This is a genomic window from Deinococcus sp. YIM 134068 (genome assembly GCF_036543075.1).
GTDB classification, from domain to species: domain Bacteria; phylum Deinococcota; class Deinococci; order Deinococcales; family Deinococcaceae; genus Deinococcus; species Deinococcus lichenicola.
In genome coordinates this window covers 69,986-92,875 of sequence record NZ_JAZHPF010000003.1, presented here as the reverse complement: position 1 = coordinate 92,875, position 22,890 = coordinate 69,986, and the positions used below count along the sequence as shown (strand labels likewise).

General features: G+C 70.4%; 20 protein-coding genes. 7 read left to right on the top strand and 13 right to left on the bottom strand.

What is annotated here, in order from left to right:
- Nucleotides 1-90: 90 nt before the first annotated feature.
- The 6 genes from asnS to gap form a co-directional block, all read right to left on the bottom strand.
- Nucleotides 91-1,443 (bottom strand): asparagine--tRNA ligase, encoded by a 1,353-nt coding sequence (gene asnS, locus V3W47_RS04775; RefSeq protein WP_331824037.1) that lies wholly within the window; start codon nt 1,441-1,443, stop codon nt 91-93.
- A gap of 131 nt (nt 1,444-1,574) precedes the next feature.
- Nucleotides 1,575-1,982 carry a hypothetical protein gene (locus tag V3W47_RS04770; RefSeq protein ID WP_331824036.1) on the bottom strand — a complete coding sequence of 136 codons (408 nt, stop codon included), beginning with the start codon at nt 1,980-1,982 and terminating at the stop codon, nt 1,575-1,577.
- Between the two features lie 201 nt (nt 1,983-2,183).
- A complete protein-coding gene (locus tag V3W47_RS04765; protein ID WP_331824035.1) occupies nt 2,184-4,475 on the bottom strand; it encodes a helix-turn-helix transcriptional regulator in 2,292 nt (763 codons plus the stop codon).
- A 154-nt stretch (nt 4,476-4,629) separates the two neighbouring features.
- Nucleotides 4,630-5,370: a triose-phosphate isomerase gene (gene tpiA, locus V3W47_RS04760; protein ID WP_331824034.1), complete on the bottom strand. Its 741-nt coding sequence runs from the start codon at nt 5,368-5,370 to the stop codon at nt 4,630-4,632.
- A gap of 100 nt (nt 5,371-5,470) precedes the next feature.
- Nucleotides 5,471-6,640, bottom strand: a complete 1,170-nt coding sequence (locus tag V3W47_RS04755) for a phosphoglycerate kinase (RefSeq protein ID WP_331824033.1) — start codon at nt 6,638-6,640, stop codon at nt 5,471-5,473.
- Nucleotides 6,641-6,723: 83 nt separating this feature from the next.
- Nucleotides 6,724-7,719, bottom strand: coding sequence for a type I glyceraldehyde-3-phosphate dehydrogenase (gene gap / locus V3W47_RS04750; protein ID WP_331824032.1), 996 nt, complete (start codon nt 7,717-7,719; stop codon nt 6,724-6,726).
- Nucleotides 7,720-8,022: 303 nt separating this feature from the next.
- Between gap and V3W47_RS04745 the strand changes: the two genes are divergently transcribed.
- The 4 genes from V3W47_RS04745 (at nt 8,023) to V3W47_RS04730 (ending at nt 10,249) form a co-directional block, all read left to right on the top strand.
- Nucleotides 8,023-8,391, top strand: a complete 369-nt coding sequence (locus V3W47_RS04745) for a DUF2946 family protein (RefSeq protein WP_331824031.1) — start codon at nt 8,023-8,025, stop codon at nt 8,389-8,391.
- A 104-nt stretch (nt 8,392-8,495) separates the two neighbouring features.
- Complete coding sequence (locus V3W47_RS04740; protein WP_331824030.1) at nt 8,496-8,951, top strand: DUF1775 domain-containing protein; 456 nt, start codon at nt 8,496-8,498, stop codon at nt 8,949-8,951.
- A gap of 103 nt (nt 8,952-9,054) precedes the next feature.
- Complete coding sequence (locus V3W47_RS04735; RefSeq protein ID WP_331824028.1) at nt 9,055-9,450, top strand: copper resistance CopC family protein; 396 nt, start codon at nt 9,055-9,057, stop codon at nt 9,448-9,450.
- A gap of 10 nt (nt 9,451-9,460) precedes the next feature.
- A complete protein-coding gene (locus V3W47_RS04730) occupies nt 9,461-10,249 on the top strand; it encodes a CopD family protein (RefSeq protein ID WP_331824027.1) in 789 nt (262 codons plus the stop codon).
- A 94-nt stretch (nt 10,250-10,343) separates the two neighbouring features.
- Here V3W47_RS04730 and V3W47_RS04725 read toward each other — a convergent pair whose 3' ends face one another.
- Together V3W47_RS04725 and ileS are read right to left on the bottom strand one after the other, a co-directional pair.
- Nucleotides 10,344-11,453 carry a hypothetical protein gene (locus tag V3W47_RS04725; protein ID WP_331824026.1) on the bottom strand — a complete coding sequence of 370 codons (1,110 nt, stop codon included), beginning with the start codon at nt 11,451-11,453 and terminating at the stop codon, nt 10,344-10,346.
- 139 nt (nt 11,454-11,592) lie between these two features.
- Nucleotides 11,593-14,874, bottom strand: a complete 3,282-nt coding sequence (gene ileS, locus V3W47_RS04720; protein ID WP_331824025.1) for an isoleucine--tRNA ligase — start codon at nt 14,872-14,874, stop codon at nt 11,593-11,595.
- 521 nt (nt 14,875-15,395) lie between these two features.
- Here ileS and fsa point away from each other — a divergent pair.
- The 3 genes from fsa (at nt 15,396) to V3W47_RS04705 (ending at nt 17,970) form a co-directional block, all read left to right on the top strand.
- Nucleotides 15,396-16,127, top strand: coding sequence for a fructose-6-phosphate aldolase (fsa, locus tag V3W47_RS04715; protein ID WP_331824024.1), 732 nt, complete (start codon nt 15,396-15,398; stop codon nt 16,125-16,127).
- Nucleotides 16,128-16,153: 26 nt separating this feature from the next.
- Nucleotides 16,154-17,440: a transcription termination factor Rho gene (gene rho, locus V3W47_RS04710; RefSeq protein ID WP_442877204.1), complete on the top strand. Its 1,287-nt coding sequence runs from the start codon at nt 16,154-16,156 to the stop codon at nt 17,438-17,440.
- Between the two features lie 107 nt (nt 17,441-17,547).
- Nucleotides 17,548-17,970 carry a response regulator gene (locus V3W47_RS04705; protein ID WP_331824023.1) on the top strand — a complete coding sequence of 141 codons (423 nt, stop codon included), beginning with the start codon at nt 17,548-17,550 and terminating at the stop codon, nt 17,968-17,970.
- A gap of 133 nt (nt 17,971-18,103) precedes the next feature.
- Here the strand turns inward: V3W47_RS04705 and V3W47_RS04700 are convergent, their stop codons facing one another.
- Genes V3W47_RS04700 through V3W47_RS04680 form a run of 5 tightly spaced genes read right to left on the bottom strand, consistent with a single transcriptional unit; the run spans nt 18,104 to nt 22,719 of the window.
- A complete protein-coding gene (locus V3W47_RS04700) occupies nt 18,104-19,318 on the bottom strand; it encodes a Gfo/Idh/MocA family protein (protein ID WP_331824022.1) in 1,215 nt (404 codons plus the stop codon).
- Nucleotides 19,315-19,809, bottom strand: a complete 495-nt coding sequence (locus tag V3W47_RS04695; RefSeq protein WP_331824021.1) for an SMI1/KNR4 family protein — start codon at nt 19,807-19,809, stop codon at nt 19,315-19,317. The genes V3W47_RS04700 and V3W47_RS04695 overlap by 4 nt, the downstream gene beginning before the upstream one ends.
- A complete protein-coding gene (locus V3W47_RS04690) occupies nt 19,806-20,834 on the bottom strand; it encodes a dipeptide epimerase (RefSeq protein WP_331824020.1) in 1,029 nt (342 codons plus the stop codon). Before V3W47_RS04690 ends, V3W47_RS04695 begins: the two co-directional genes overlap by 4 nt.
- Nucleotides 20,822-21,715, bottom strand: coding sequence for a C40 family peptidase (locus tag V3W47_RS04685; protein WP_331824019.1), 894 nt, complete (start codon nt 21,713-21,715; stop codon nt 20,822-20,824). The genes V3W47_RS04690 and V3W47_RS04685 overlap by 13 nt, the downstream gene beginning before the upstream one ends.
- Nucleotides 21,712-22,719, bottom strand: coding sequence for a dipeptidase (locus tag V3W47_RS04680; RefSeq protein ID WP_331824018.1), 1,008 nt, complete (start codon nt 22,717-22,719; stop codon nt 21,712-21,714). The genes V3W47_RS04685 and V3W47_RS04680 overlap by 4 nt, the downstream gene beginning before the upstream one ends.
- Nucleotides 22,720-22,890: the final 171 nt, after the last annotated feature.

The window sequence follows — 22,890 nt, the reverse complement described above, 5'->3', positions numbered from 1 at the left end:
GCCGGCGGCCAGCAAGTCTTCAGGTTTCCCGACGCGGCTTTGCGAGTTCGCCCTTGCGGGGGCGGGAAGCGGGTCACGCCAGGCCTGTCCTCAAGGCACCATCCGCGTCAGCATTCGGGGAAAGGGAATCGCCTCGCGGATGTGGTCGATGCCCGTGATCCACGCGACGACCCGCTCCAGCCCCATCCCGAAGCCCGCGTGCGGCACGCTCCCGTATCGGCGCAGGTCCAGATACCAGTCGAACGCTTCGAGCGGCAGCCCCTCGTGCTCGATCCGCGACCGCAGCAGCTCGTAGTCGTGGATGCGCTCCGAGCCGCCGATGATTTCGCCGTACCCCTCCGGCGCGATCATGTCGTCGCACAGGGCCAGCCGCGCGTCCCCTGGGTCGGGCTGCATGTAGAACGCCTTGATCGCCGCCGGATACTTCTCGACGATGACGGGCCGGTCGAAGTGAGACCCCAGGATCGTCTCGTGCGGCGCGCCCAGATCGTCCCCCCACTCCACGGGCTGCACGTCGGGTTGCACGTTCGGCGGCAGGTCGCCCGCCTCGATATGCTGCCGGATGATCTCCAGCGCCTCCGTGTACGTCACGCGCGGGTAGTTGCCTGACGCGGCGGGCCGCAGCCTCTCCACGTCGCGCCCCAGCGTTTCCAGCTCCGCCCCGCACTCCTCCAGCACCCGCCGCACGAGGAAGGAGACGAACCGCTCCTGGAGCGCCATGTTCTCCTCATGGCTGCTCGGCGCGACCTCCGGCTCCACCATCCAGAACTCCAGCAGGTGCCGCCGCGTCCTGCTCTTCTCCGCCCGGAAAGTCGGCCCGAAGGTGTAGACCTTGCCGAAGGCGAGCGCCCCCGCCTCCGCGTGCAGTTGCCCGGTCTGCGAGAGGTACGCCCGGTCCTCCCCGAAGAGGTCGATCTCGAACAGCTCGGTCGTGCCCTCCGCCGCGTTCGGCGTGAAGAAGGGCGCGTCGAAGCGCACGAAGCCCTCCCCGTGGAAGAAGTCCACGATGGAACGCTGCACGCAGTCCCGCACCCGCAGCACGGCCCACGGGCGGCGGTGCCGCAGCCAGAGGTGGCGGTGGTCGAGCAGGAATTCTATCCCGTGTTCCTTCGGCGTGATGGGGTACTCGCCCCCGTTCTCCGCGTAGGGCACGAGGTCGCGCACGCTCAGCTCCACCCCGCCCGGTGCCCGCTCGTCCGAGCGCACCTCGCCCGTCACCCGCACGGCCTGCTCCTGAGAAAGCCGCCGCGCCGCCTCGAACACCTCCTCCGTCACGTCCCCCCTGAACACCGTCGCCTGCACGAAGCCCGAGCCGTCGCGCAGTTTCAGGAATTGAAGCTTGCCCTTGCCGCTCTTGTCGGTCAGCCAGGCGGAGAGCGTCACCGTCTCGCCCACATGCTGCCCGAGGTCATGAATTGTTACGTCAGTATCCGTCGCGGTCACGAGCAGAATTATAGGCGGCGTGGGCCGCAGCCCTTCCCGGCCCGGCCAGCGAACGGCCCAGGCCCGGCAGTCTCTTCAGGCTCCAGAAGAGGGGCGGCCCAGGCTCATCTTCCAGGACCGCCCCACCAGCTTCAGGGGAGAGCGATCAACTCGTTCCAGCGGATGATGCCTGCGTATTCCCCCACCGAGAAGGCGTTTCCGCTGCTGTGCTGACCCGAAAAAGCCAGCGCCGTCATCTGCCGGTCGGTGTGGTACCAGCGGGCGACCAGCGTGCCGTCTTCCAACGTATGGGTCTGGACGTTGCCGTAGCCCGCCCCGCGAAGCAGGGTGTCCACGTCCTGCATCCGCTGGCGGCACTCGGCCAGGCTCAGGCCCGTGCCGGACATTCCTGCCATCCGGCTGCCGAGGGTGTCGCTCTGACGGGTCTGCACGGTCGGCAGCCCGTTCGCCAGCACGGTCGTCTGCCCGGCTCCGCTCAGCAGCGCCGCTCCGATCACCAGAAGTTGCGAACGGCGGGTCCAACGCTTCAAGGTGCTCATGCTTCGCCTCCGCCCGCGCTTCTGTGCCCGTGACGCAAGCAGGATGAGTCCCCGTCCCGTTGACGGCGGCTTTCCTTCTTCTCCGGGTCCCTACGCTGGGCTGAGGCTCACAGTAGGGAGGGGCGGTGCCCGGCACATCGCCAGAACTGGCCCCCTGACAGGACTAGGTAGGTGGCGCGGCCCAGGCAGGGTAGGTCTGGATTACGACTGGTCCGCCCGCCCCTGCTCGATGGCCCAGCGGGTCAGCTCCACCCGGTTCTGCAGGCCCAGCTTCCCGAGCAGGTTGCCGACGTGTTTGCTCGCGGTGCCCGGACTGATGCCCAGCCGCCCGGCAATGCGGCGGTCCGGGTGCCCCTGCGAGACCAGCGCCAGCACTTCCCACTCGCGGGGGGTCAGGGTCAGCTCGGAGGCGGCGCGGGCCTGGGGCGGACCCGGCTCCTGTGCCAGCCGTTCGGCCAGCTCCACGGCGTCCGGCAGCAGCAGGCGCGTCCCGGCTTCCCAGGCTTCCCGAAAGTCCGCCTCCCCCAGCGCCGCGCGGGCCAGGGCCAGATGCTGCCGAACCCGGCGGTCCGGGGCGCTCTGCGCGCGTTCCAGCGCCGGATCGTTCACGAACGCCACGAGCTGCACCAGGACCTTCCACTCCTGCCCTTCGGCGGCGAGGGCCGTGAATCCCCAGCGCAGGGTATCCTCCGCCACGCCCCGGAACCCCCTATCGACCGACTCGTGCAGACCGGCGAGCAGCCGGAGTCGGGCTTCCGGAAGTCGGCGCAGATGCACCATCAGCAGGCCCATCACGGCCCCCGATTCGAGTTCGAACACGCTGTTCCCGGCGTCCCGGTAGCGCCCGTGGGCCTGGGCCGCGTGGTCGAGCGCCAGGTCGCACTGTCCCAGGTCGAGCAGGCTCAGGGCCGCGTGCAGCAGGGCGCTGGCGTGCAGCATCCGCTGCATGCGGTCCGGGGTCCGGTCCCCCAGCCGCGCCGCGTACTCGCGCAGGACCTCTTGCAGAAGCTGCCAGGCCTCCGCGCTGCGGCCCGCCTCCCGCTCGACCCACGAGAGATTGAGCCTGGCCCAGGCGGCACTCTCGGGGGCCTCCGGGTCGCGGCACAGCGCCAGAATCTCGTGCAGCCGCGTGGCCTGCGCCGGGAACTGCCCGGCGTTGCCCAGGCAGCTCGCGCCGACCTGCAGCGCCCGCACCCGCACCTCCCGGTCGGCGGGCGCGGGCAGCGCGAGGACCTGCTCCGCCAGCGGCGCTTCCCGAGCGAGCAGGCCGAAGGGCATCCACAGCGTCCCGATGGTTCCGAGGTAACGGTAGGCGAGGTCTGCCCGGCGCTGTTCCACGGCCCAGACCAGCCCCGCGCGGATGTTGGGATAGTGCGCCAGGTACGCTCCCCGGTCGTCGGTGGTCGTCTGAAACCAGCGCCGGTAGCGGTCTTCGATCATCTTCAGGAAGTGCAGGGCGTGGCGTTCGCGCCAGAGCGGGGCCAGCGGACGGCCCTCCAGGTACCCGGCGGCGAGTTCCCGCAGCGGTTGCAGCATCCTCCAGCGCGTGTCCGGCGTATCCAGCCGTTGCAGGAAGCTCTGCTCGATCAGCGCCTCGATCCGGTCGAGCACGTCCTCGCCGCCCCAGACATCCACCAGCGCGTCCGGGGTGAAGCCGCCCTCGAAGACCGCGCAGCATTCGAACACGGCCCGGTCCCCCTCGTCCAGCAGGTCGTAACTCCACTGCACGGCGGCCCTCAGCGAGCGCAGGCGTTCGGGCCGGTCCCGGAAGTCCGCCCTCAGAATGCCGAGCGGGTGCTCCAGCCGGGCCAGCAGTTCCGGCAGCGCATAGGTCCGCAGGCGGGCGGCGGCGAGTTCCAGGGCCAGCGGGACGCCCTCCAGCACCTCGCAGAGCCTCATCACGTCCGCCCGGTTGCCCGCGCTCAGCTCGAAGGAGGGCAGGCTGGCCTGAACGCGCGTCACGAACAGTTGCACGGCGGGACTCGCCGCCGCGTGCCGGGCGCGCTGTGGCAGCGCCAGCGGCCCGACCGGGTACTCGTGTTCGTCGTGCAGGTGCAGCGCCGAGCGGCTGGTCACCACCACCTGAAGGGTTTCTGCCGTGGCGATCAGCTCGCCGAGCTGTCCCGCAGCGGGAAGAAGCTGCTCGAAATTGTCCAGCACCAGCAATGTCGTCCCCTGCGCGGCGAAGTCACGAATCCGCCGCAGTCCCTCCGAGTTCCGTGGAGGGGTGGGGAGCGCCCCCGCGATCACGCCGAGCACCCCCGCCGGGTCCCGCAGGGAGGTCAGGTCCACGAACTCGACCTGATCGTAGGTGTCCCGAACGGCATGGGCGAGGTGCAGGGCGAGGGCCGTCTTGCCGATGCCGCCCGGACCGCGCAACGTGATCAGCCGGACTCCATTCCCCAGGAGTCCTTTGAGATGCACCAGGTCCCGCTCGCGGCCCAGGAGGGGGCCGATCCCTGCCGTGAGCGGCGCTGCCAGCCGACGGTCCATCCCCCAGTGTAGCCAGCCTGGCTTCCCATAACGCCGATTCAGCATCGAATCGTCAGGCTAAGAAAATCACGTCGTCTCACATCGTGAATCTAATCACTTGCAGGCCATGCTAGAACCCCCACCCGAGGCCGGAGTGGGGGAGAGGGGACCTGTCCTACTTCAGCGCGTCGTTCATCCCCACCACGTCGGCCACCTTCAGACTTGCCCCGCCCACGAGCGCCCCGTTCACGTTGGGCTGCGCGCAGATAGAGGCGATGTTGTCCGGCTTCACGCTGCCGCCGTACAGGACGCGCAGGCCGTCCGCCACGTCGCCGTACAGCTCCCGCAGGGCGTCCCGGATGGCGACGGCGAGTTCCTCCGCGTCGTCGGCGGTGGCCGTGCGGCCCGTGCCGATGGCCCACACCGGCTCGTAGGCGACGACCACGTTCTCGCCCACACCCTCCAGGCTGCCGCGCAGTTGCGCCAGCGTGTAGGGCACCTGCTCCCCGCGCTCGCGCACGTCCAGCCCCTCGCCCACGCAGACGATGGGAGTCAGCCCGCCCGATTGCGCCTGCCGCGCCTTCGCTGCCACGAGCGCGTCCGTCTCCCCGTGGTACTCCCGCCGCTCGGAGTGCCCGACGACCACGTAAGTTGCCCCCACGTCCCGCAACATCGCCGCGCTGATCTCACCCGTGTACGCGCCCGATTCGTGCGGGGAGATGTCCTGCCCGCCCACGTCCACCCCGCCGGGCAACGTCTCTTTGAGGCCGGGTAGATCAATCGCCGGGGCCATCACCGCGAGTTCGGCAGTCCCGCGCGTGAAGCTGCCCGCCAACTCGCGCGCCCAGTTCTTCGCCTCCGTGGGCGTCTTGTTCATCTTCCAGTTGAGGGCGAGCAGGGTTCTTGGTTTGGTCATGGTTCCTCCAGGGAGCTATCAGCCGTCAGCGGTCAGCTTTCAACAGCCGGAAGCTTTCGCCCCTGAGTGCTGACGGCTGACGGCTGAGCGCTGACGGCTCTCACTTCATCGCTTCCACGCCCGGCAGCGCCTTGCCCTCCAGCAGCTCCAGGCTCGCGCCGCCGCCCGTGGAGATATGGCTCACCCGGTCGGCCTGCCCGCTCCTGTTGATGGCACTCACCGAGTCGCCGCCGCCGATCACCGTGTAAGCGCCCTCGCCCAACTCCGCGACGGCCTGAGCGATGGCGTTCGTGCCGCCCGCGAAGGCCGCGAACTCGAAGACGCCAAGCGGACCGTTCCAGAAGACGGTCTTCGCGCCCTGGAGGGCGTCGCTATATGCCTTTACCGTCTCCGGCCCGGCGTCCAAACCCTGCCAGCCGTCGGGAATCGCATTGCTGGGGACGATCTGGGTCTGAGCGTCCTCCGCGAAGCGGTCGGCGGCGATCACGTCCACGGGGAGCATCAGCTTCTCGCCGTACTCGTTCAACAACCTGCGCGCCAGATCGAGCTGGTCGTCCTCGTGGATGGACTCCCCGATGCTCCCGCCCTGCGCCTTGATGAAGGTATACGCCATCCCGCCGCCGATGAGCATCCGGTCCACCTTCGGCAGCAGGTTCTCGATCACCTTGATCTTGTCGCTGACCTTCGCCCCGCCGATGATGACGACGTAGGGCCGCGCGGGGTCCTTCAGCAGCCGCGAGAGGGCGTCCACCTCGGTCCCCAGGAGCAGCCCCGCCGCGTGCGGCAACGAGTCCGCCACCCCGCTCACGCTGGCGTGTGCCCGGTGCGCGCTCCCGAAGGCGTCGAGGACGAAGGCGTCCCCGAGCTGAGCGAGCTTCTTGCTCAACTCCGGGTCGTTCTTCTCCTCGCCCGCCTCGAAGCGCACGTTCTCCAGCAGCGCGACCTCGCCCGGCCCCAGCGCCTCCACCGCCGCCCGCGTCTCCTCGCTGGCAGGCAGGGAGGAGATGAACCGCACCGGACGCCCGAGCGCAGCCTCCAGCACGGGCGCGACGGGCCGCAGGCTGTACTTCTCCTCCGGCCCCCCCTTCGGCCTGCCGAAATGGCTCATCAGCACCACGGACGCGCCGCCGTCCAGCAACTTCCGCAGCGTCGGCAAACTCGCCGTCACCCGCGTGTCGTCCTGCACCACCCCGTTCTTGACGGGCACGTTGTAATCCACGCGCACGAGGACGCGTTTGCCGCTTACATCCAGAGCATCGAGGGTCTGCATGGGTCCTCCTTTGGCGGTCAGCCATCAGCCGTCAGCGGTCAGCCGGGAAAGCTGATGGCTGACGGCTGACCGCTGACGGCTCCTTACGCTCCCTTTTCCTGCACCATCTGCACAAGGTCCGCGATACGGCTGGAGTAGCCCCACTCGTTGTCGTACCAGGAGAAGAACTTGACGAGGTTGCCCATCGCCAGCGTCAGCCCGCCGTCGATGATCGCCGAGTGCGGGTCGCCCACGATGTCCTGGAGCACGATGGGGTCCTCCGTGTACTTGACGATGCCCCTGAGCGGCCCCTCGGCGGCCTGACGGAACACGTCGTTGACCTCCTGCGCGGTCACGTCGCGGCCCAGGACCACGGTCACGTCGCTGATCGAGCCGACCGGCGTGGGCACACGCAGCGAGGTGCCGTCGAACTTGCCCTTCAAGGCCGGGTACACCTGCGACACGGCCTTCGCCGCGCCCGTGCTGGTGGGGATGATGTTCACGGCGGCGGCGCGCGCCCGGCGCAGGTCCTTGTGCGGCAGATCGAGCACGCGCTGGTCGTTCGTGTACGAGTGGACGGTCGTCATGATCGCCTTCTCGATCCCGAACGCCTCGTCCAGCACCTTCATGGGCGCGCCCAGCGAGTTCGTCGTGCAGCTCGCGTTGGAGATGATGTGGTGGTTCGCCGGGTCGTACTGCTCCTCGTTCACGCCGAGCACGATGGAGATGTCCTCGTTCTTGGCGGGTGCCGTGATGATGACCTTCTTCGCGCCGCCCTGCAGGTGCTTGCCCGCCCCCTCGCGGTCGGTGAAGATGCCCGTGGACTCGATCACGATGTCCGCGCCCAGCTCCCCCCACCTGATCGCCGCCGGGTCCCGCTCGGCGAGCGCGGCGATGCGCTGCCCGTTGACGGTGAGCGCCTCCTCGTCGTACTCCACGGTTCCATTGAAGCGTCCGGCGGTGGAGTCGTACTTCAGCAGCGTCGCCAGCGTCTTGTTGTCGGTCAGGTCGTTGATCGCCACGACCTCCACGCCCCGCTCCACCAGAATGCGAAACACCAGGCGCCCGATGCGGCCAAACCCGTTGATGCCTACCTTCATGCTCTGCCCTCCCTCAAAATGTTCAGGATTCGGGCCGCCCGCCCCTCGCGGGCACGCCACGCAACCGCGAGTGTAACCTACCTCTCCCTCCCTGCCCTCTGTTCGCCCGGCACGCCCAAGAAAGCGTGAATGATCCCCGGCGCAGTTCCAGAAAGCATCGTGCAGAGCGGGAACAGCAAGTGTTTAATTAATACGAGCAGGGCCGGGGAACAGGAGATGGAGAGAACGAGGTCCGATCAACCGCCGGCCTGAAACGGCGAGATGTCCCACTTCAACCGTCCCCCACCCCGCTACAGTAGGGCCGTGACGTGGCCGAGGCCTCTCCTCCCCATGCGCCCGCTGCTGGCCCTGCTCGTGCTGATCGCAGCGTTCACCTACTCCCTCCGGCTCGGTCCGGGAATGGGGGCGGGGGAGACGCACCGGCCCACCGGGGCGGCCCACCACGAGCACAGGCACGGCGAGGCGGCGCAGGACATCCCCACCCTGCCGTCACATGCGGCCCACTGCCTGTTCTGCCTGACGGGTGCCTTCGCGCTGATGCCCGGCCCGGACCCGACGCTTCCGCCGACCGGCCCGGCCCCGAGAGTGGACCGTGCGCCCACGCCTCGCGCCGCCCACGGCCTGCCGTCCCCACCCCAGGCCCGCGCGCCACCCTCGCACCCCCTCATTTGAATCCTTCTGAAATGCGGACGCCCGAGCGGTCGGTTCCTCCGGCCCATTCCCAACGACTTCCCCTGCCCGGTCCACGTGCAGGCGACCCCTTTGGAGTTTCGCCCATGACGCACCGTTTCCCCCAAGTCCTGCCCCTCGTCCTCGCCCTGCTGCTGACCGTGGCCGCCGCTCACGCGACCGTCCGCACCGAGACGGGCCTCGCGGAGTCCGTCGTCGGCAAGAGCGAGACCTACCGCCTGAACGTCCCCACCGAAAAGGACATCAGCACCACCGAGATTCGCCTCGTCGTCCCCGCCGGGGTAACGATCACCCGCTTCCAGGTGACGCCCGGCTTCACCCGCAGCGTCAGGACGAACGCCGCCGGTCTCGTCACCGAGGTCGTGTGGCGCGGGCGCGTGGAGCCGCTGGAGTATGCCCGCTTCTTCTTCCAGGCGCGCAACCCCGAGGAGGTCGGCGAGCTGAGCTGGAAGGTCTACCAGACCTACAGCGACGGCACCGTGGTCGCGTGGGACGACGCCGACCCGGAAAAGGGTCCGGCGAGCAAGATCGCCCTCAAGTAACCCGCCGGAAGCGGGGGCTGAGCGTGGGGGGCGGCCAGCTTCCAGCTTCCAGCGGCCAGCCCTTCCGCTCCAGCCGAGTAGAACAGTAGAAAGGACCCCACCCTTGCGCCTCCTTCCCCTCCTCCTCGCGCTCATCCTCGGGTCGGCCCTCGCGCACACCGAGGTCACGTCCGTCACGCCCAAGTCGGGCACCGCCGTCCCCGCGCCCAACGCCGTCACCCTGACCTTCAGCGAACCCGTGGACCTGCGCTTCTCCACCCTCAAGGTCGTGCCCCTGCCCACCGGGGAGGACGCGGCGGCCCTCGCGGGGGCCGTCCTCGCCCGCCGGGACGACGCGCCACAGCGGGCGGATACCTCGCCCCGGCTGACGGGCCGGGCCGCCCGCGTCCAGCTCCCGCTGCGCCCCGGCCTCACCCCCGGCAGCTACCTCGTCGTGTGGCGCTTGCTCTCGGAGGACGGCCATCCCGTGCGCGGCCACTCCGTCTTCCGCGTGCGCTGAGGCCCGCCCCTTGATCCCCGCCCTCGCCGCCGCGAACCTGCTGGAGTACGGGGGCGTCGTGCTGCTCGTGGGGGGCGTCCTCGCCCGGCGCTGGCTCACCCCCGGCCACCCGCCCCGGCGCTGGCCCGCCCTCGGCCTGCTCCTGCTCGTGCTCGGTGCCGGGCTGGAGGTCGGGTGGACCCTGCGGGACCTCGGTCTCCTCACCGCCCCGGACGGCCTCGCCTATGTCACGGACACCACCCCCGGTCGCGCGGCCCTCACCCGCGTCCTCGGCGGGGCAGTGCTCCTCGCCGCCGAGCTGTCCGCCTGGCCCGCCCTTCTCTCCGTGCCGCCCGCCGCCGTTCTCCTGTGGGGTGCGGCGGGCGGGGGACACGGGGCCACCCACGGCCCCGGCCTCCACACCCTGACCGCGCTGCACGCTGGCGCGATGAGCCTGTGGCTCGGCGGCGTGTCCGCCCTGCTGACCCACCCCGTCCCCACCCCCGCCCAGGCCCGCCGCTTCACCCCGGTCGCCCTCGCCTGCGTCGCGCTCCTGACCGTGAGCGGCACGGCCCTCACCCTCCGGCACGCGGGCACGCTCCCCACCCTCCCGGCGAGCGGGTACGGCAGAACGCTCCTCCTCAAGCTCGCCCTCCTCGCCGCCGCTCTCCTCGCCGCCGCCCTCGTCCGCCGCGCTTTCTCCCATTCGATACGCATCCGCCCCGCCCTCGCGCTGGAGACGGCCCTCCTCCTCGGCGTGCTGGCCGCGACCGCCGCGCTGGGAACCACGCCGCCGCCGACACACGGGGGGCATCCGTAGGGGAGCGGTCTAACGGTCGAAGGTCTAACCGTCGAACGGATTCACGGCAGTTCGACGGTTAGACCGTTAGATAGTTAGACCCTCAGCACACCCATCACCGCACCTCGTACACCTGCGCGGCCAGGGAGGGAAGCGTGCCCTCCACGACCCCGCGCTCCATCTCCAGGGTCGCGCCGCCGAAGACGGGGGTCAGGCGGCTCACCCCCGGCACGCGCACCCTCACCTCGCGGGATGTCTCCCGGTTGTTGAGGACGAACAGATACCACGGGCCGCGCAGCCGCTCCACGAGGACGGCGAGCGCCTCGTCGCCGCGCCCGGAGAGCAGTTCGGTGCGCTTGCCGTCGAGCAGGGTGGGGGCCAGCGTCCGCACCTCGCCCGCCAGCACTTGCGCCGCGCGCCACGCCGCCGGGTCCTCGCCAATGTCGTGACCCTCGGTGCGGTAGGCGTAGTACACCACCCCCTTGACCCCCGCCATCAGCGCCTGATAGGTCATGTTCCGCACCTCGGCCTCGCTCGGCAGGTCGCGGCGTTCCCACGCGAAGGTCTGGAGATTGGCGATGGGCACCACCCCCCGCCGGGCGGCACTCAGCACCGTCTGGCGCATGGCAGGGTACACCACACCGATGCGGTCCACCGGGTCGCCCACCGGGTAGCTCTGGTTGCCCACCGCGTCCGACACGCCGAAAAACGCCCGCTCGGGCCGGTCCACCCCCACCGACAGGCTGATGTAAGTCAGCTTGCGCGGCGCGAGCCGTTTGTACTCCCGCTGCAACTGGCGGATGGCGCGCGGCGTGCTCTGGCGGTTGCTGTCGTCCATCAGCGTGAAGCCCAGCAGCGCCGGATGAGCCGCCACCTCCCGCGCCGCCGCCGGGGCCAGCTCGTGCGCCACCACGTACACCCCGCTGCGCCGCGCGGCCTCCAGCAGCGGCCCGAACTCCTGGGCACCGGAAAGCGGCTCGGTCCACACCACGTTGAAGCCCCCCCGCCCGATCTCCCGCAGGTCGTCCAGCCGTCCCTGCGCCGTGCCGTCCTCCGCCCACGCCAGATGGTAGAACCCGAACGGGAAAAAGGGCCGCCCGTTCACCAGCAGCGTCCCGTCCCGGCGGTGCGTCACCCACGTCTCGTCCGCCCCCCGCCCGGCAGGCAGACACGACGACAGGCTGAGCGAGAGAACCGTCAAGAGGGGCACCAGAAGTCTGTTCATTTGTCATCCTCTTGATAGGGCGGGGCCGGATGAGGATGTGGTGGGCGCGGGCGCGCGTCTAACAGACGAAGGTCGAACCGTCCAACAGCTTCACGGCAGTTCGACGGTTAGACCGTTCGACAGTTAGACCCTCACACCCTTACACCCTCACCAGATACGCCGTCCCCCCCTCCACCTCCGCCGCAAAGCCCGCGCCCGCGCCGAAGGTCAGCTCCGTCGCCAGCACCTCCCCGGCGATGAAGTCGTGCCACACCTCCGCCGCCTCCCGCGCGTCGCCCACCAGATCGAGGGTGAGGCGGATGCGGTCCTGCACCTCGAAGCCCGCCGCCTTGCGCGCCTCCTGAAGCGAGCGCACGAGGTCGCGGGCCAGCCCCTCCTGCACCAGCTCGCGCGTCAGCGCCGTATCGAAGGCGACAAGGAACCCGGCGTCCTCGGCGGCGGCCACCCCCTCCGGTGCCCGCGCGTCCACGAGGACCTGTTCGCCCGTCAGCTCGAACGTCTGCCCGTTCGCCTCCACCCTGAAGGGCTGCCCGGCCCCCACCGCGCGGGCGACGGCGGCGGCGTCCGCGTTTGCCAGGGCCACGCGCACCGCTGGCAGCGCCTTGCCATACACCTTGCCGAGCACGGGCAGATTCGGGCGCAGGCTGTAGCGCACGAGGTCGGTGTCGCCCTCCAGCACGGTCACGGCCTTGACGTTCAGCTCCTCGGCGATCTGCCCTTGCAGCCGCCGCAGCGCGTCCGTCCGCTCCGGCGTGTTCGCCCTCACCTGAACCGAGGCGAGCGGCTGGCGCGTCTTGAGGTTGTTCGCCCCCCGCACCGCCCGGCCCAGCTCCACGACCTTGATGACGGCGGCCATCTCGGCGGTCAGCCGCTCGTCCAGCCGCTCCGCCCTGACCTCCGGCCAGCGGGTGAGGTGGACACTCTCCGCCCCCTGCCCGCGCGTGAGGTTGCGGTACATCGCGTCCGCGAGGAAGGGCGTGAACGGCGCGGTGAGCTGCGACACCACCACGAGCGCCTCGTGCAGTGTGGCGTACGCGGCCACGTCCACCTTGCCGCCCTCTCCCCAGAATCGGCTGCGGTTGCGCCGCACGTACCAGTTGCTCAGGTCGTCCACGAAGCGTTCGAGCGACCGCCCGCCGCCCCGCGCGTCGTAGGCGTCCAGGCTCGCCGTCACGTCCCGCACCGTCTCCTCCAGCCGCGCGAGCAGCCAGCGGTCGATCTCGGGCCGGTCCCCCACCTCGGGCGCATTCCCCAGCGCCGGGCGGTCCAGATTCGCGTACAGCACGAAGAAGGAATACACGTTCCACAGCGTATTGACGTAGCCGCGCTGCGCTTCCGCCACCAGCCGCTCGGAGAAGCGCTTCTGGTCGCCGGGGTCCGACGCCATGAACATGTACCAGCGCACCGAGTCCGCCCCGTAGCGGTCGAAGAGGGGCAGGGGTTCGATCACGTTCCCCTTGCTCTTGCTCATCTTCGCGCCCTTCTCGTCCACGATATGCCCCAGGCAGATCACGTTCTTATACGCGGGCTGCCCGTACAGCATCGTCGAGATCGCGTGCAGCGAGTAGAACCACCCGCGCGTCTGGTCGATGGCCTCGCAGATGAAGTCGGCGGGATAGTGCCGCCCGAACTGCTCCATGTTCGCCTCCGTGCCCGGCAACGCCCGCTCGCCCGTCTCGTCGGTGAGCAGATGCCACTGCGCGTACGGCATCGAGCCGGAGTCGAACCACACGTCGAGCACCTCGGGCACGCGGCGGTACTCCTTGCCCCCCAGCGTGAAGGTCACGTCGTCGATGTACGGACGGTGCAGGTCCAGCCCCGACAGGTCCCGCCCGGTCAACTCGCTCAGCTCCGCCACGCTGCCCACCACGCGCAGGTCGCCGTCCTCGCTCACCCAGAAGGGGAGGGGCGTGCCCCAGTACCGCTCGCGCGAGATGGCCCAGTCCACGTTCCCCTCCAGCCAGTTGCCGAATCTCCCGTTCCTGATAGTCAAAGGGACCCAGTTGATCTCCTCGTTCGTCGCCAGCATCCGCCCGGCGACGCTGTTCGTGCGGATGTACCAGCCCTTCTTGGCGAAGTAGAGGATCGGGTCGCCCGTCCGGTCGTGGAAGGGGTAGCGGTGCCGCAGCGTGCCCGACCAGAACATCCGCCCACGCGCCTTGAGGTCGGCGATCAACCCCTTGTCGGCGTCCTTGAAGAACTTGCCCCGCTCCCCCGTCACCCGCAGGATGCCGTGATCGTCCACCCCGAACATCAGCGGCACGCCGTATTTGCGGGCCAACTCCAGGTCCTCCGCGCCGTACGCCGGGGCCTCGTGCGCCACACCCGACCCGTCCGCCGCCGACACGAACTCCGCCAGCGTGACGAAGTGCATCACCGGGCGTCCGTCCGCATTCCGCTCGTGCAGCGTCCTCACCGCACCGAGTTCCACCGCCACGTCGGGGAAGGGCGGCTCGTACTCCACGCCCTCCAGGTCACGTCCGGGGAAGGAGGCCAGCACCTCCAGCGGCGGCGCGTCCTTATGCAGCCCCGAAAGCCGCTCCACCGCGTCCGCCGCGACGATGACCGTGCCCGACGGACTCCGCGCCGCCACGTATGTCAACTCCGCGTTCACCGCCGCCAGCGTGTTGCTCGGCAGCGTCCACGGGGTCGTCGTCCACACGACGAGCGCCAGCCCCCCCCGGTCCTCGCCGCTCAGGGCACTCAACGCCGCGTGTGCCCTGAGCGGCAGCGTGTCCCAGATCACCGGGAAGCGCACGTACACCGAGGGGTCGTCCACCTCCCGGTAGGAGTCCACCTCCCCGAGTTCGGCACGGGACAGCGTGGTCGAGATGCGGGGCGAGAGCGGCACCACCTTGTAGTCCTGCTCGACCAGCCCCTGAACGTGCAGCCGCTTCAGGAGGTTCCACACGCTCTCCACATAGCTGTTCTCGTAGGTGATGTACGGGTCAGCGAGGTCCACCCAGTAGCCCAGCCGCTCGGTGAAGGTATTCCACTCCTGAATCGTCTCCCACACCGAGGTCCGGCACAGGCGGTTAAATTCCTCCAGCTCGGCCCGCGACGCCCCGTGATTGCGCCCCAGCCAGCCCAGCTTTTTCTCCACGCTGATCTCCACGGGCAGCCCGTGGGTGTCCCAGCCGCCCTTGCGGGTGACATGGAAGCCCCGCATGACCTTGTAGCGCGGGAAGAGGTCCTTGAACGACCGCGCGAGGACGTGATGCAGCGCCGGACGCCCGTTCGCGGTCGGCGGCCCCTCGTAGAACACGTACTCGGGCTGCCCGGGACGCCGCTCCTGCGTGCGCCCGAAGATGCCCTCCCGCTGCCAGAACTCCAGCACGTCCGCCTCCACCTCCCGGAAGTTCGGCTGCGAGGTCACGGACTGGAAGAGGGGAGAGGCGGGTTTGGGGTCGGTGGTGGTCATGGGTGGCTCCTTCGGGGGTCGAGGGGTCGGGGGTCGAGGAGTCGAGGGAAGGGGGAGGTCGGACGGTTCGACGGTTGGACTGTCAGACAACAACAAAAACGTCCCAGCCCTCACCGCTGCTGGGACGCGCCTCTGAGACACGTGGTACCACCCAACTTCACTTCCACTCACATGGAAGTCTCCTTGCCAAACCCTCTGTCGGGGGGTGTCCGGGACGGTCTAATCGGCCTGACACGGCCTTTCTTCGTCCGGCGCGGGAGGGGATCTTCGGCGGGGGGCGGGGCCGTCCGGCTCTCACCCTCCCGGACTCGCTCTTCGCTGCTCTCCCCGCGTACTCGTCTCGCGGTCGCCTGAGCTGTCGCTGCACCCCGCTGCCGGGGCCACGCTCATGGTAGGGGCGCAGCATGGCGGGGTCAATCCGCCCTTCGTCCTATTTCGGGGCGGACCGGACGTGGTGTACTCGTGGACTTGCCGGGCGGACCCGTCCGAAAGCCCATACAATGCACGCAAGGGGGCAACACATGGAATTCTTCATCGATACGGCCATCGTCGACGAGGTGCGCGAGATCAACGCCTGGGGCGTCCTGTCGGGCGTCACCACCAACCCCAGCCTCGTCGCCTCGTCGGGGCGAGAGTTCAAGGAAGTCATTCAGGAGATCGCCGCGCTCGTCGGCGGCGCGATCAGCGCGGAGGTCACGTCCCTCGACGCGGCGGGCATGGTCCGCGAGGGCCGCGAGGTCGCCGCGTGGAGCGAGCACGTCGTCGTCAAGCTGCCGCTCACGCCCGCCGGACTCCAGGCCTGCCGCGCCCTGACCGACGAGGGCATCAAGACGAACGTGACCCTGTGCTTCTCCGTGCCCCAGGCGCTCCTCGCCGCGCGCGCCGGGGCCACCTACATCAGCCCCTTCGCGGGCCGCGTGGACGACATCGGCTGGGACGGCATCGAGCTGATCCGCCAGATCAAGGAGGCGTACGTGATGGGGGACATCACGACCAAAGTTCTCGCCGCCTCCATCCGCCACCCCACCCACGTGGTGCAGGCGGCCCTCGCGGGCGCGGACGTGGCGACCATCCCGTACAAGGTCTTCACGCAGATGGTCAAGCATCCGCTGACGACGGCGGGCCTCGACGGCTTCCTCAAGGACTGGGCGAAGCGCGCCGGGGCCAGTCCCGAGACGCCCTCCAGCGAGGCGGGCACGAACCCGCAGCCCTCCCCCGGTGCCCAGGTGCCCGAACCTGCCCCAACGAAATAACAATTGATTCGGAGGACCGATTCCCAGTGACCGACCCCCTGCCCCAACATCCCGGCCCCCTGCCCTTTCACGAACTTCAGCAGAAAATCCTGCCCGAACTCCACCTCATCGCCGCCAGCCACGGCATCGAGAACTACCGCAAGCTCAAGAAAGACTCCCTGGCGCTCGCCATCATGGAGCGTCAGGCGGGGGCCGAGGGCCAGAGCCTCGCGCGCGGCTACCTCGACATCAGCCCGGACGGCTACGGCTTCCTCCAGTCGGACCTCCTCGAGCCGGCGTCGCGCTCGACCCTGGTGACGGCGGGGGTGATCAAGCAGTTCCACCTGCGCACGGGCGACGACGTGATCGGTCGCGCCCGCAAACCGCGCGAGAACGAACGCTACGGCACCCTCCTGCAGGTGGAGGCGGTCAACGGCCTCGACCCCGAGGCGGCCCGGCGGCGGCCCCGCTTCGACGACCTGACGCCGACCTTCCCCGACGCGCAGCTCGTGCTGGAGGACCCCGGCATGGACGACGGCCTCTCCCTGCGGGTCGTGGACCTCCTCGTGCCCATCGGGCGAGGGCAGCGGGCCTTGATCGTCGCGCCGCCGAAAGCGGGCAAGACGACCCTGCTCAAGAAGATCGCCAACTCCATCGTCAAGAACTACCCCGACGTGACGGTGATGGTCCTGCTCGTGGACGAGCGCCCCGAGGAGGTGACGGACTTCCGCGAGAGCGTGCAGGGCGCGCAGGTCATCGCCAGTACGTTCGACGAGCCGCCCCAGCACCACGTCCGCGTCGCCGAGTTCGTCCACGAGCGCGCCCGCCGCATCGTCGAGGACGGCGGCCACGTGGTCATCCTCCTCGATTCCATCACCCGCCTCGCCCGCGCGAACAACCTCGTCACGCCGCCCACCGGGCGCACCCTCTCGGGCGGCCTGGACTCCAACGCGCTGCACTGGCCCAAGCGGTTTCTCGGCGCGGCCAGGAACATCCGCGACGGCGGCTCGCTGACCATCCTGGCGACGGCCCTCGTCGAGACCGGCTCGCGCATGGACGACGTGATCTTCGAGGAGTTCAAGGGCACGGGCAACGCCGAACTCGTCCTGTCACGAAGGTTGGAGGAACGCCGCATCTTCCCCGCGCTCGACATCCTCAAGTCCGGCACCCGCCGCGAGGAGTTGCTGCTCCAGCCCGAGGTCCTCAAGAAGATGTGGCTCCTTCGCAAGGTCATCTCCGACATGGACCCCGCCGACGCGATGGAGATGCTGCTTCAACGGATGGGCAAGACCCGCAACAACGTCGAGTTCCTGCAGGCCCTCGCGGGCGGCTGACCCCCACCGACCCCCCACCCCTCGCGGGCACCTGAGTCTCCCCCTCGGGTGCCCCCTTCCCCCTGGAGACCCGTGCCCACCCCCGCTCTCCCCACCCCTTTCCCCCTGTGACCGCCCCCGATGAAGCAGGGGAGACCCCGCCCGACCTGGGCCTGCCCCTGCGCCTGCTGGTCGTGGACGACGAGGAGCAGATTCTCGAACTCCTCGGCCTCACCCTGGGCCTCCACGGCTTCCGCGTCACCCCCGCCCGCAGCGGCCCCGAGGCCCTCGCCAGCGCCCTGGAGCGGCCCTTCGATGTCATCGTCCTCGATGTCCTCATGACCCCCTGGGACGGCTTCGAGACCATCCGCCGCCTGCACGCCGCTCTCGGCCCCCGCCTGCCCCCCGTCGTCTTCCTCTCCGGCGTGGGCCGCGCCGAACAGGTCCCCGACCTCGGCCCCGACCTCCCCACCGCCTACCTCGTCAAACCCTTCCGCCCCTCCCAACTCGTGGAGATCATCCGCCGCGTCGCCGCCCGAACTTCGGAGTGATTCGGCACTCTGAGGGTAATTAATACAAGCCACGTGCCATATCGTCCAAGCCAACTCCTGACTGCCGAATCCTGACCGCCGAACAACCGCCAAGCAGTCCACCCGCCCCCGCCCCACCCTCGCCTGTCCAGCCCTACCTCGCGACGGTCAGCTCCTCCACCGTCCCCCTTCCCCGCGCCCGCTCCGCCGCGAACGCCATCCGGTGCGAGTCCAGCGACTCCGCGAGCGGCGTGGGCACCCCCGCCTCCCCGCGCAGGGAGGCGAGCCACCCGGCGACCAGCGCCTCGTCCCCGCCGCCGTGGTTGCCCTCCGCGTCCACGCTCACGCGCTCGACCCCGCCTGTGCGGAAGCTGTGGACCTCGATCTCCCCACGCTCCATCTGGCCGCGCAACTCGCCGTGGGTGCCCAGCAGCTTCAGCGTCCGCGTGTTGTCGTGGGTAAAGGCACTCACCGTGAGCTGCGCCGTCACCCCGTTCCCGAAGACGACCGTCACAGCCTGATGGTCCACCACGTCGTTGTCCGAGTGATAGACACAGCGCCCGTAAGGTCCAGACGCCAGGGCATCCGCCAGTGACACGCCCCCCGCCGTCAGCACCGTGACGGGCCAGCGGTGCGGGTCGCGCCCGCCGTAGATCACCCGCGCGTCATAGGGACAATCGGGGACCGGGCAGACCACGCACCGATCCGCCGCGCCGGGAGGGGCCTCCTGGGGGCGGAAGTGGTTGAGCTGCCCCTCGCTGCTCACCCGCGCGGGCGATGCCCCCGCGAACCAGCGCAACAGGTCGAGGTCATGCCCCGACTTGGCGAGCACGAACGGCGCGGCGGGGGGAGAGGCGCGCCAGTTGCCCCGCACATAGGAATGCGCGTAGTGCCAGGACGACACGTTCTCCGCGTGCTGGACGGCGACGAGCCGTCCCAGCCGCCCCGAGTCGAGGACCGCCCGCACCGCCCGGAAGAAGGGGGTCGTCCGTAGCACATGGCACACGCTCACCCGGCCCCGCGAGGCCGCCTCCGCCGCGAGCAGGACTTCCAGTTCCGCCTCGTCCAGGCACACCGGCTTTTCGAGCAGCACGTCGTAGCCCAGCGCGAGCGCCTGGACGCACGGCCCCACGTGCGCGTCGTCCGGCGTGGCGACCACCACCGCGTCCGCCACCCGCCCGAGGGCGAAGAAGGCGTCCACGTCGGGGAAGCAGACCTGCGGCCCCAGCCCATGCCGCGCGGCCACCTCCGCGAGCCGGGCCGGGTGGGGATCGACGAGATGCGTCACTCGCGCCCCCTGTTCGGTGAGGTGCCGGGCGTACACATCCGCGCCCCGGTTGCCGCAGCCGAGGATGGCGACGGTGGTCACGCGGGGTTCCCAAAGGACATCACGTGTTCGCCCACCAGCCACCGCTCGAACCAGTCGTGGAGGGAGTCGGCCTGCCAGAGGATCGGCTCCTCGCCGTCACGAAGCCCGACGCGGCCCGTGGTCGTATCGAAGACGCTGAACACGACGCATCCCCCGTTACAGAAGTACAGCAGGTAGCTTTCATCCTCCGCCTCGACTGCATCCCTAGCCTCGATGCCCCCCTCCCACTGCCCCAGCACGCTGAACCACGGTTCGTCCTCATCCCCACGCACGCCCAGCGGACACAACCCCGCCCACGGTCCCCACCCCCCATCCCCGATCTCCATATAGACCCGGCGCAAGAGAGGTGGGAGCGGCAGGCCGACCGCCGCCTCGAAGGTGGACCACTCCTCGGCAGTCACGGGTGGCCGGGGGTCCCGCGCCTCCCAAATGGGGGAGGGCGGACCCGCCAATCGGTCCCTGGTCGCCATGATCAACTCGTCCTCCGTCACGCCCGCTCCACCCCCCAGCCCACCCCGGTTGGACGCGAGAGCCGCCCCGCCTCCCACTGCAAGCCCGTGAAGGGGTCGTCCGCGAGCAGGAGCGCCCCGTCCAGATCAGCCCAGTCCGCCAGCCCCGCGAGGTGCGCCGCCGCCGCGATGCCCAGCGAACTCTCGATCATGCAGCCCAGCATCACCTGAAGGCCGTGGGCACGGGCCAGCCGCAACGCGGTGAGGGCACGGAGCGGCCCCCCCAGTTTGGCGAGCTTGAGGTTCACCCCGTCAAAGGCCCCCGCCAGCCTGGGCACGTCCGAGACATGATGCAGGCTCTCGTCGGCCACGAGGGGCAGGCGGCTCACGCGCCGGAGCGCGGCGTGCCCCTCCAGGTCGCCCGCCGCGAGGGGCTGCTCCACCAGCTCCACACGGGCGGCGTCCAGCACGTCCAGCATCCGCCGCGCGCCCGCCCGGTCCCAGGCCGCGTTGGCGTCCACCCGCAGCCGGACACCGGGGGCCTCCGCCCGCAGCGCCTCCACGATGGCCTCGTCCCGCCCCGTGCCGAGCTTGACCTTCAGGACCCCGTGCCCGCGCGAGACCGCCTCACGCGCCCCGGCCCTCATGTCCTCCAGCGGACCGAGACTCACCGTGTAGCTGCTCTCGGGCAGCGGGGTGGGGGCGAGGCCCAGCAGCCGCCACACGGGGACGCCCGCCGCCCGCGCCGACCACTCCAGCGCCGCCATCTCCAGCGCGCACTTCACCGAGGGGTGGCCCGACGGCATCCGCGCCGTGAGCCGGTCATGCAGGCCGTCCCAGTCCCACCCGTCCGTCAGCGCGTCCGCCAGGAGGGGCAGCACCGCCGCCACCGTCCCGCCCGTCTCCCCGTAAAAGGCGTTCGGCGCGGCCTCGCCCCGGCCCACCACCCCGTCCCGCCCGAAGGTCACGAAGGTGCGCGGGTACGTGCTGTGCGTCCAGCGCGCGATCCCGAAGGGCCGGGCCGTGTGCAGCTCCAGCGTCTCCCACGTCACGCTCACCCCGGCCACCGCCCGAAGCCGAGCAGCGACCCCACCAGCCGCTCCCCGTACTCGCCCTCCCCGAAGGTCTCCACCGTCACCCGCATGTGGGTGGCGTTCGCGTGAATCATGCGCCGCTCGTCGAGCAGGATGCCGACGTGGCCGGGAAAAAAGGCGAGGTCGCCGCGCCGGGGCGCTGATACCGGAGTCAGAAAGGCCCGCTGCTGATCGGCGTCGCGGGGCAGGACCCGCCCGGTCGCCGCGTACGCCAGTTGCGTCAGCCCCGAGCAGTCCAGCCCCCACGCGGAGCGGCCCCCCCAGACGTAGGGCGTCTCCAGAAAGCGCAACGCGAAGGCTGCCGGGTCCCCCTCCTCCCACGGGGCCAGCGTCACCGCCTGCACCCAGCCCTCCCCCCCGCCGGGCAGGGTGACGGGCAGCCAGCGCCGCCCGTCCTCGACCGCCTCGTCACCGGGGGTGCGGGTCAGCCGGGCACCGAAGCACAGCTCCGCCACCACCGGGCGGCTGATCCTCGGCTCCACGTAGGCGTGTCCCCGCAGGGCCGTCACCGTCAGCGCCCCGCCCGCCGGAGGAGGCGTGTCGGTCAGCCCCTCCAGCCTTGCCCACCCCAGGTAGCGGTCGTGGAGGGTCCGCACCCACGCCCAGCCGTCCTCCCGCGCCAGCACGACCTCCACCGCCTCGCCGGGCAGCGCCTCCGTCACCTGCGCGCTCACGGCGTCGGGCCGGGCGCGCAGGCTCAGCCGGGCGTTCCCCACCCGCGCGGGCGTCGGCGTCACGAACTGCCAGCCCCCGCCCGTCAGCCGCCCGCGCAACGCCTCCTCGGCGAGGCGGGCCTGCGGGTCGAGGGCGTGGGTGCGCGGGTCGAGGTCCGGGGTCGCCAGCGGAACGTTCATCGCTCCCCAAGATACCGTGTCAGCCACCGCCGCCAGTTCTCCCCCGCCACCGCCACCCGGTGTTCGGCGGGGAGGACGTCCAGCACGCCCAGCACGTCCCGGTACCGCTCCACCCCCTCCGGCACCTTCTCCCGCCCGAACCCGCCGTCCAGATCGGTCCCCAGCCCGACGTGTTCCCAGCCGACCAGCCCCGCGTAGTGCCGTGCGTGGGCCGCGACCTCGGACCGCGGCACCCGCGCCTGCCCGACCTCCCACCCCGCCCGCAGGAAGGTGCTCAGGAACACCAGCCCGATCACCCCGCCCCGCCCCGCGACCGCCCGCGCCATCTCATCGGTCAGGTGCCGGTTGCCGGGCACCAGCGCGCGGCTGTTCGCGTGGGTCGCCACGACCCGCCCGCCCAGGTCCAGCGCCTCCCAGAACGCGGCGTCGTCGAGGTGTGAGGCGTCGAGCGCCACCCCCAGCCCCCGCATCGCCGTCACGAGGTCGCGCCCCGCGTCCGTCAATCCCCCCGGTGCGTCCGTGCCCCCCGCGTAGCGCGTGCGCCCCCACGCCGGGCCGATCACCCGCACGCCCGCCTCCACCCAGAACCCCAGGTCGTCCGCGTCCCGCACCGGGTCCGCCCCCTCCATCAGCAGCACGACCCCCAGCGCCCCCTCCGGCCCGGCGAGGTGGGCCTCCACCTCCCGCCCGGTCCGCAGAAGCCGCACAAGGCCGCCGTCCTCCCAGCGGCGGTACCGGTCGAGCTGGGCCAAAGCCTGCCCGCGCGCCCCCGCGTGATCCGTGTACCCGCCCGGACTCCCCGGCGTGCGCGGCAGCGCGAAGAGGGTCCCGAAGCACACCCGCGTCCCCGCCGCCCTCAGCTCCCCGAACGTCACCGTCGCCGTCTGCCCGGCCACCGGGTCCGCCGCCCGCAACGCCCCCAGGTCGAGCGTCAGGTCCCGCCCCAGCCCGGCGTTGTAGGCGAGGTCGAGGTGGCCGTCGATCAGCAGGGGAGGGGAGGTCACGCCGGGAGTGTAGCGGCCAGTGAACAGACTCCGAGGATCGACAGGGAGATAAATTATTTATTCACAAGCTACAGGATTGTGAATTTACTTCTCGAATAATTCATGGAAACATGCAGAAGGCTGGCACCAAGTGTCCTCTGCCTTCTGCGTTCCCAGCACCCACGTTTAAGG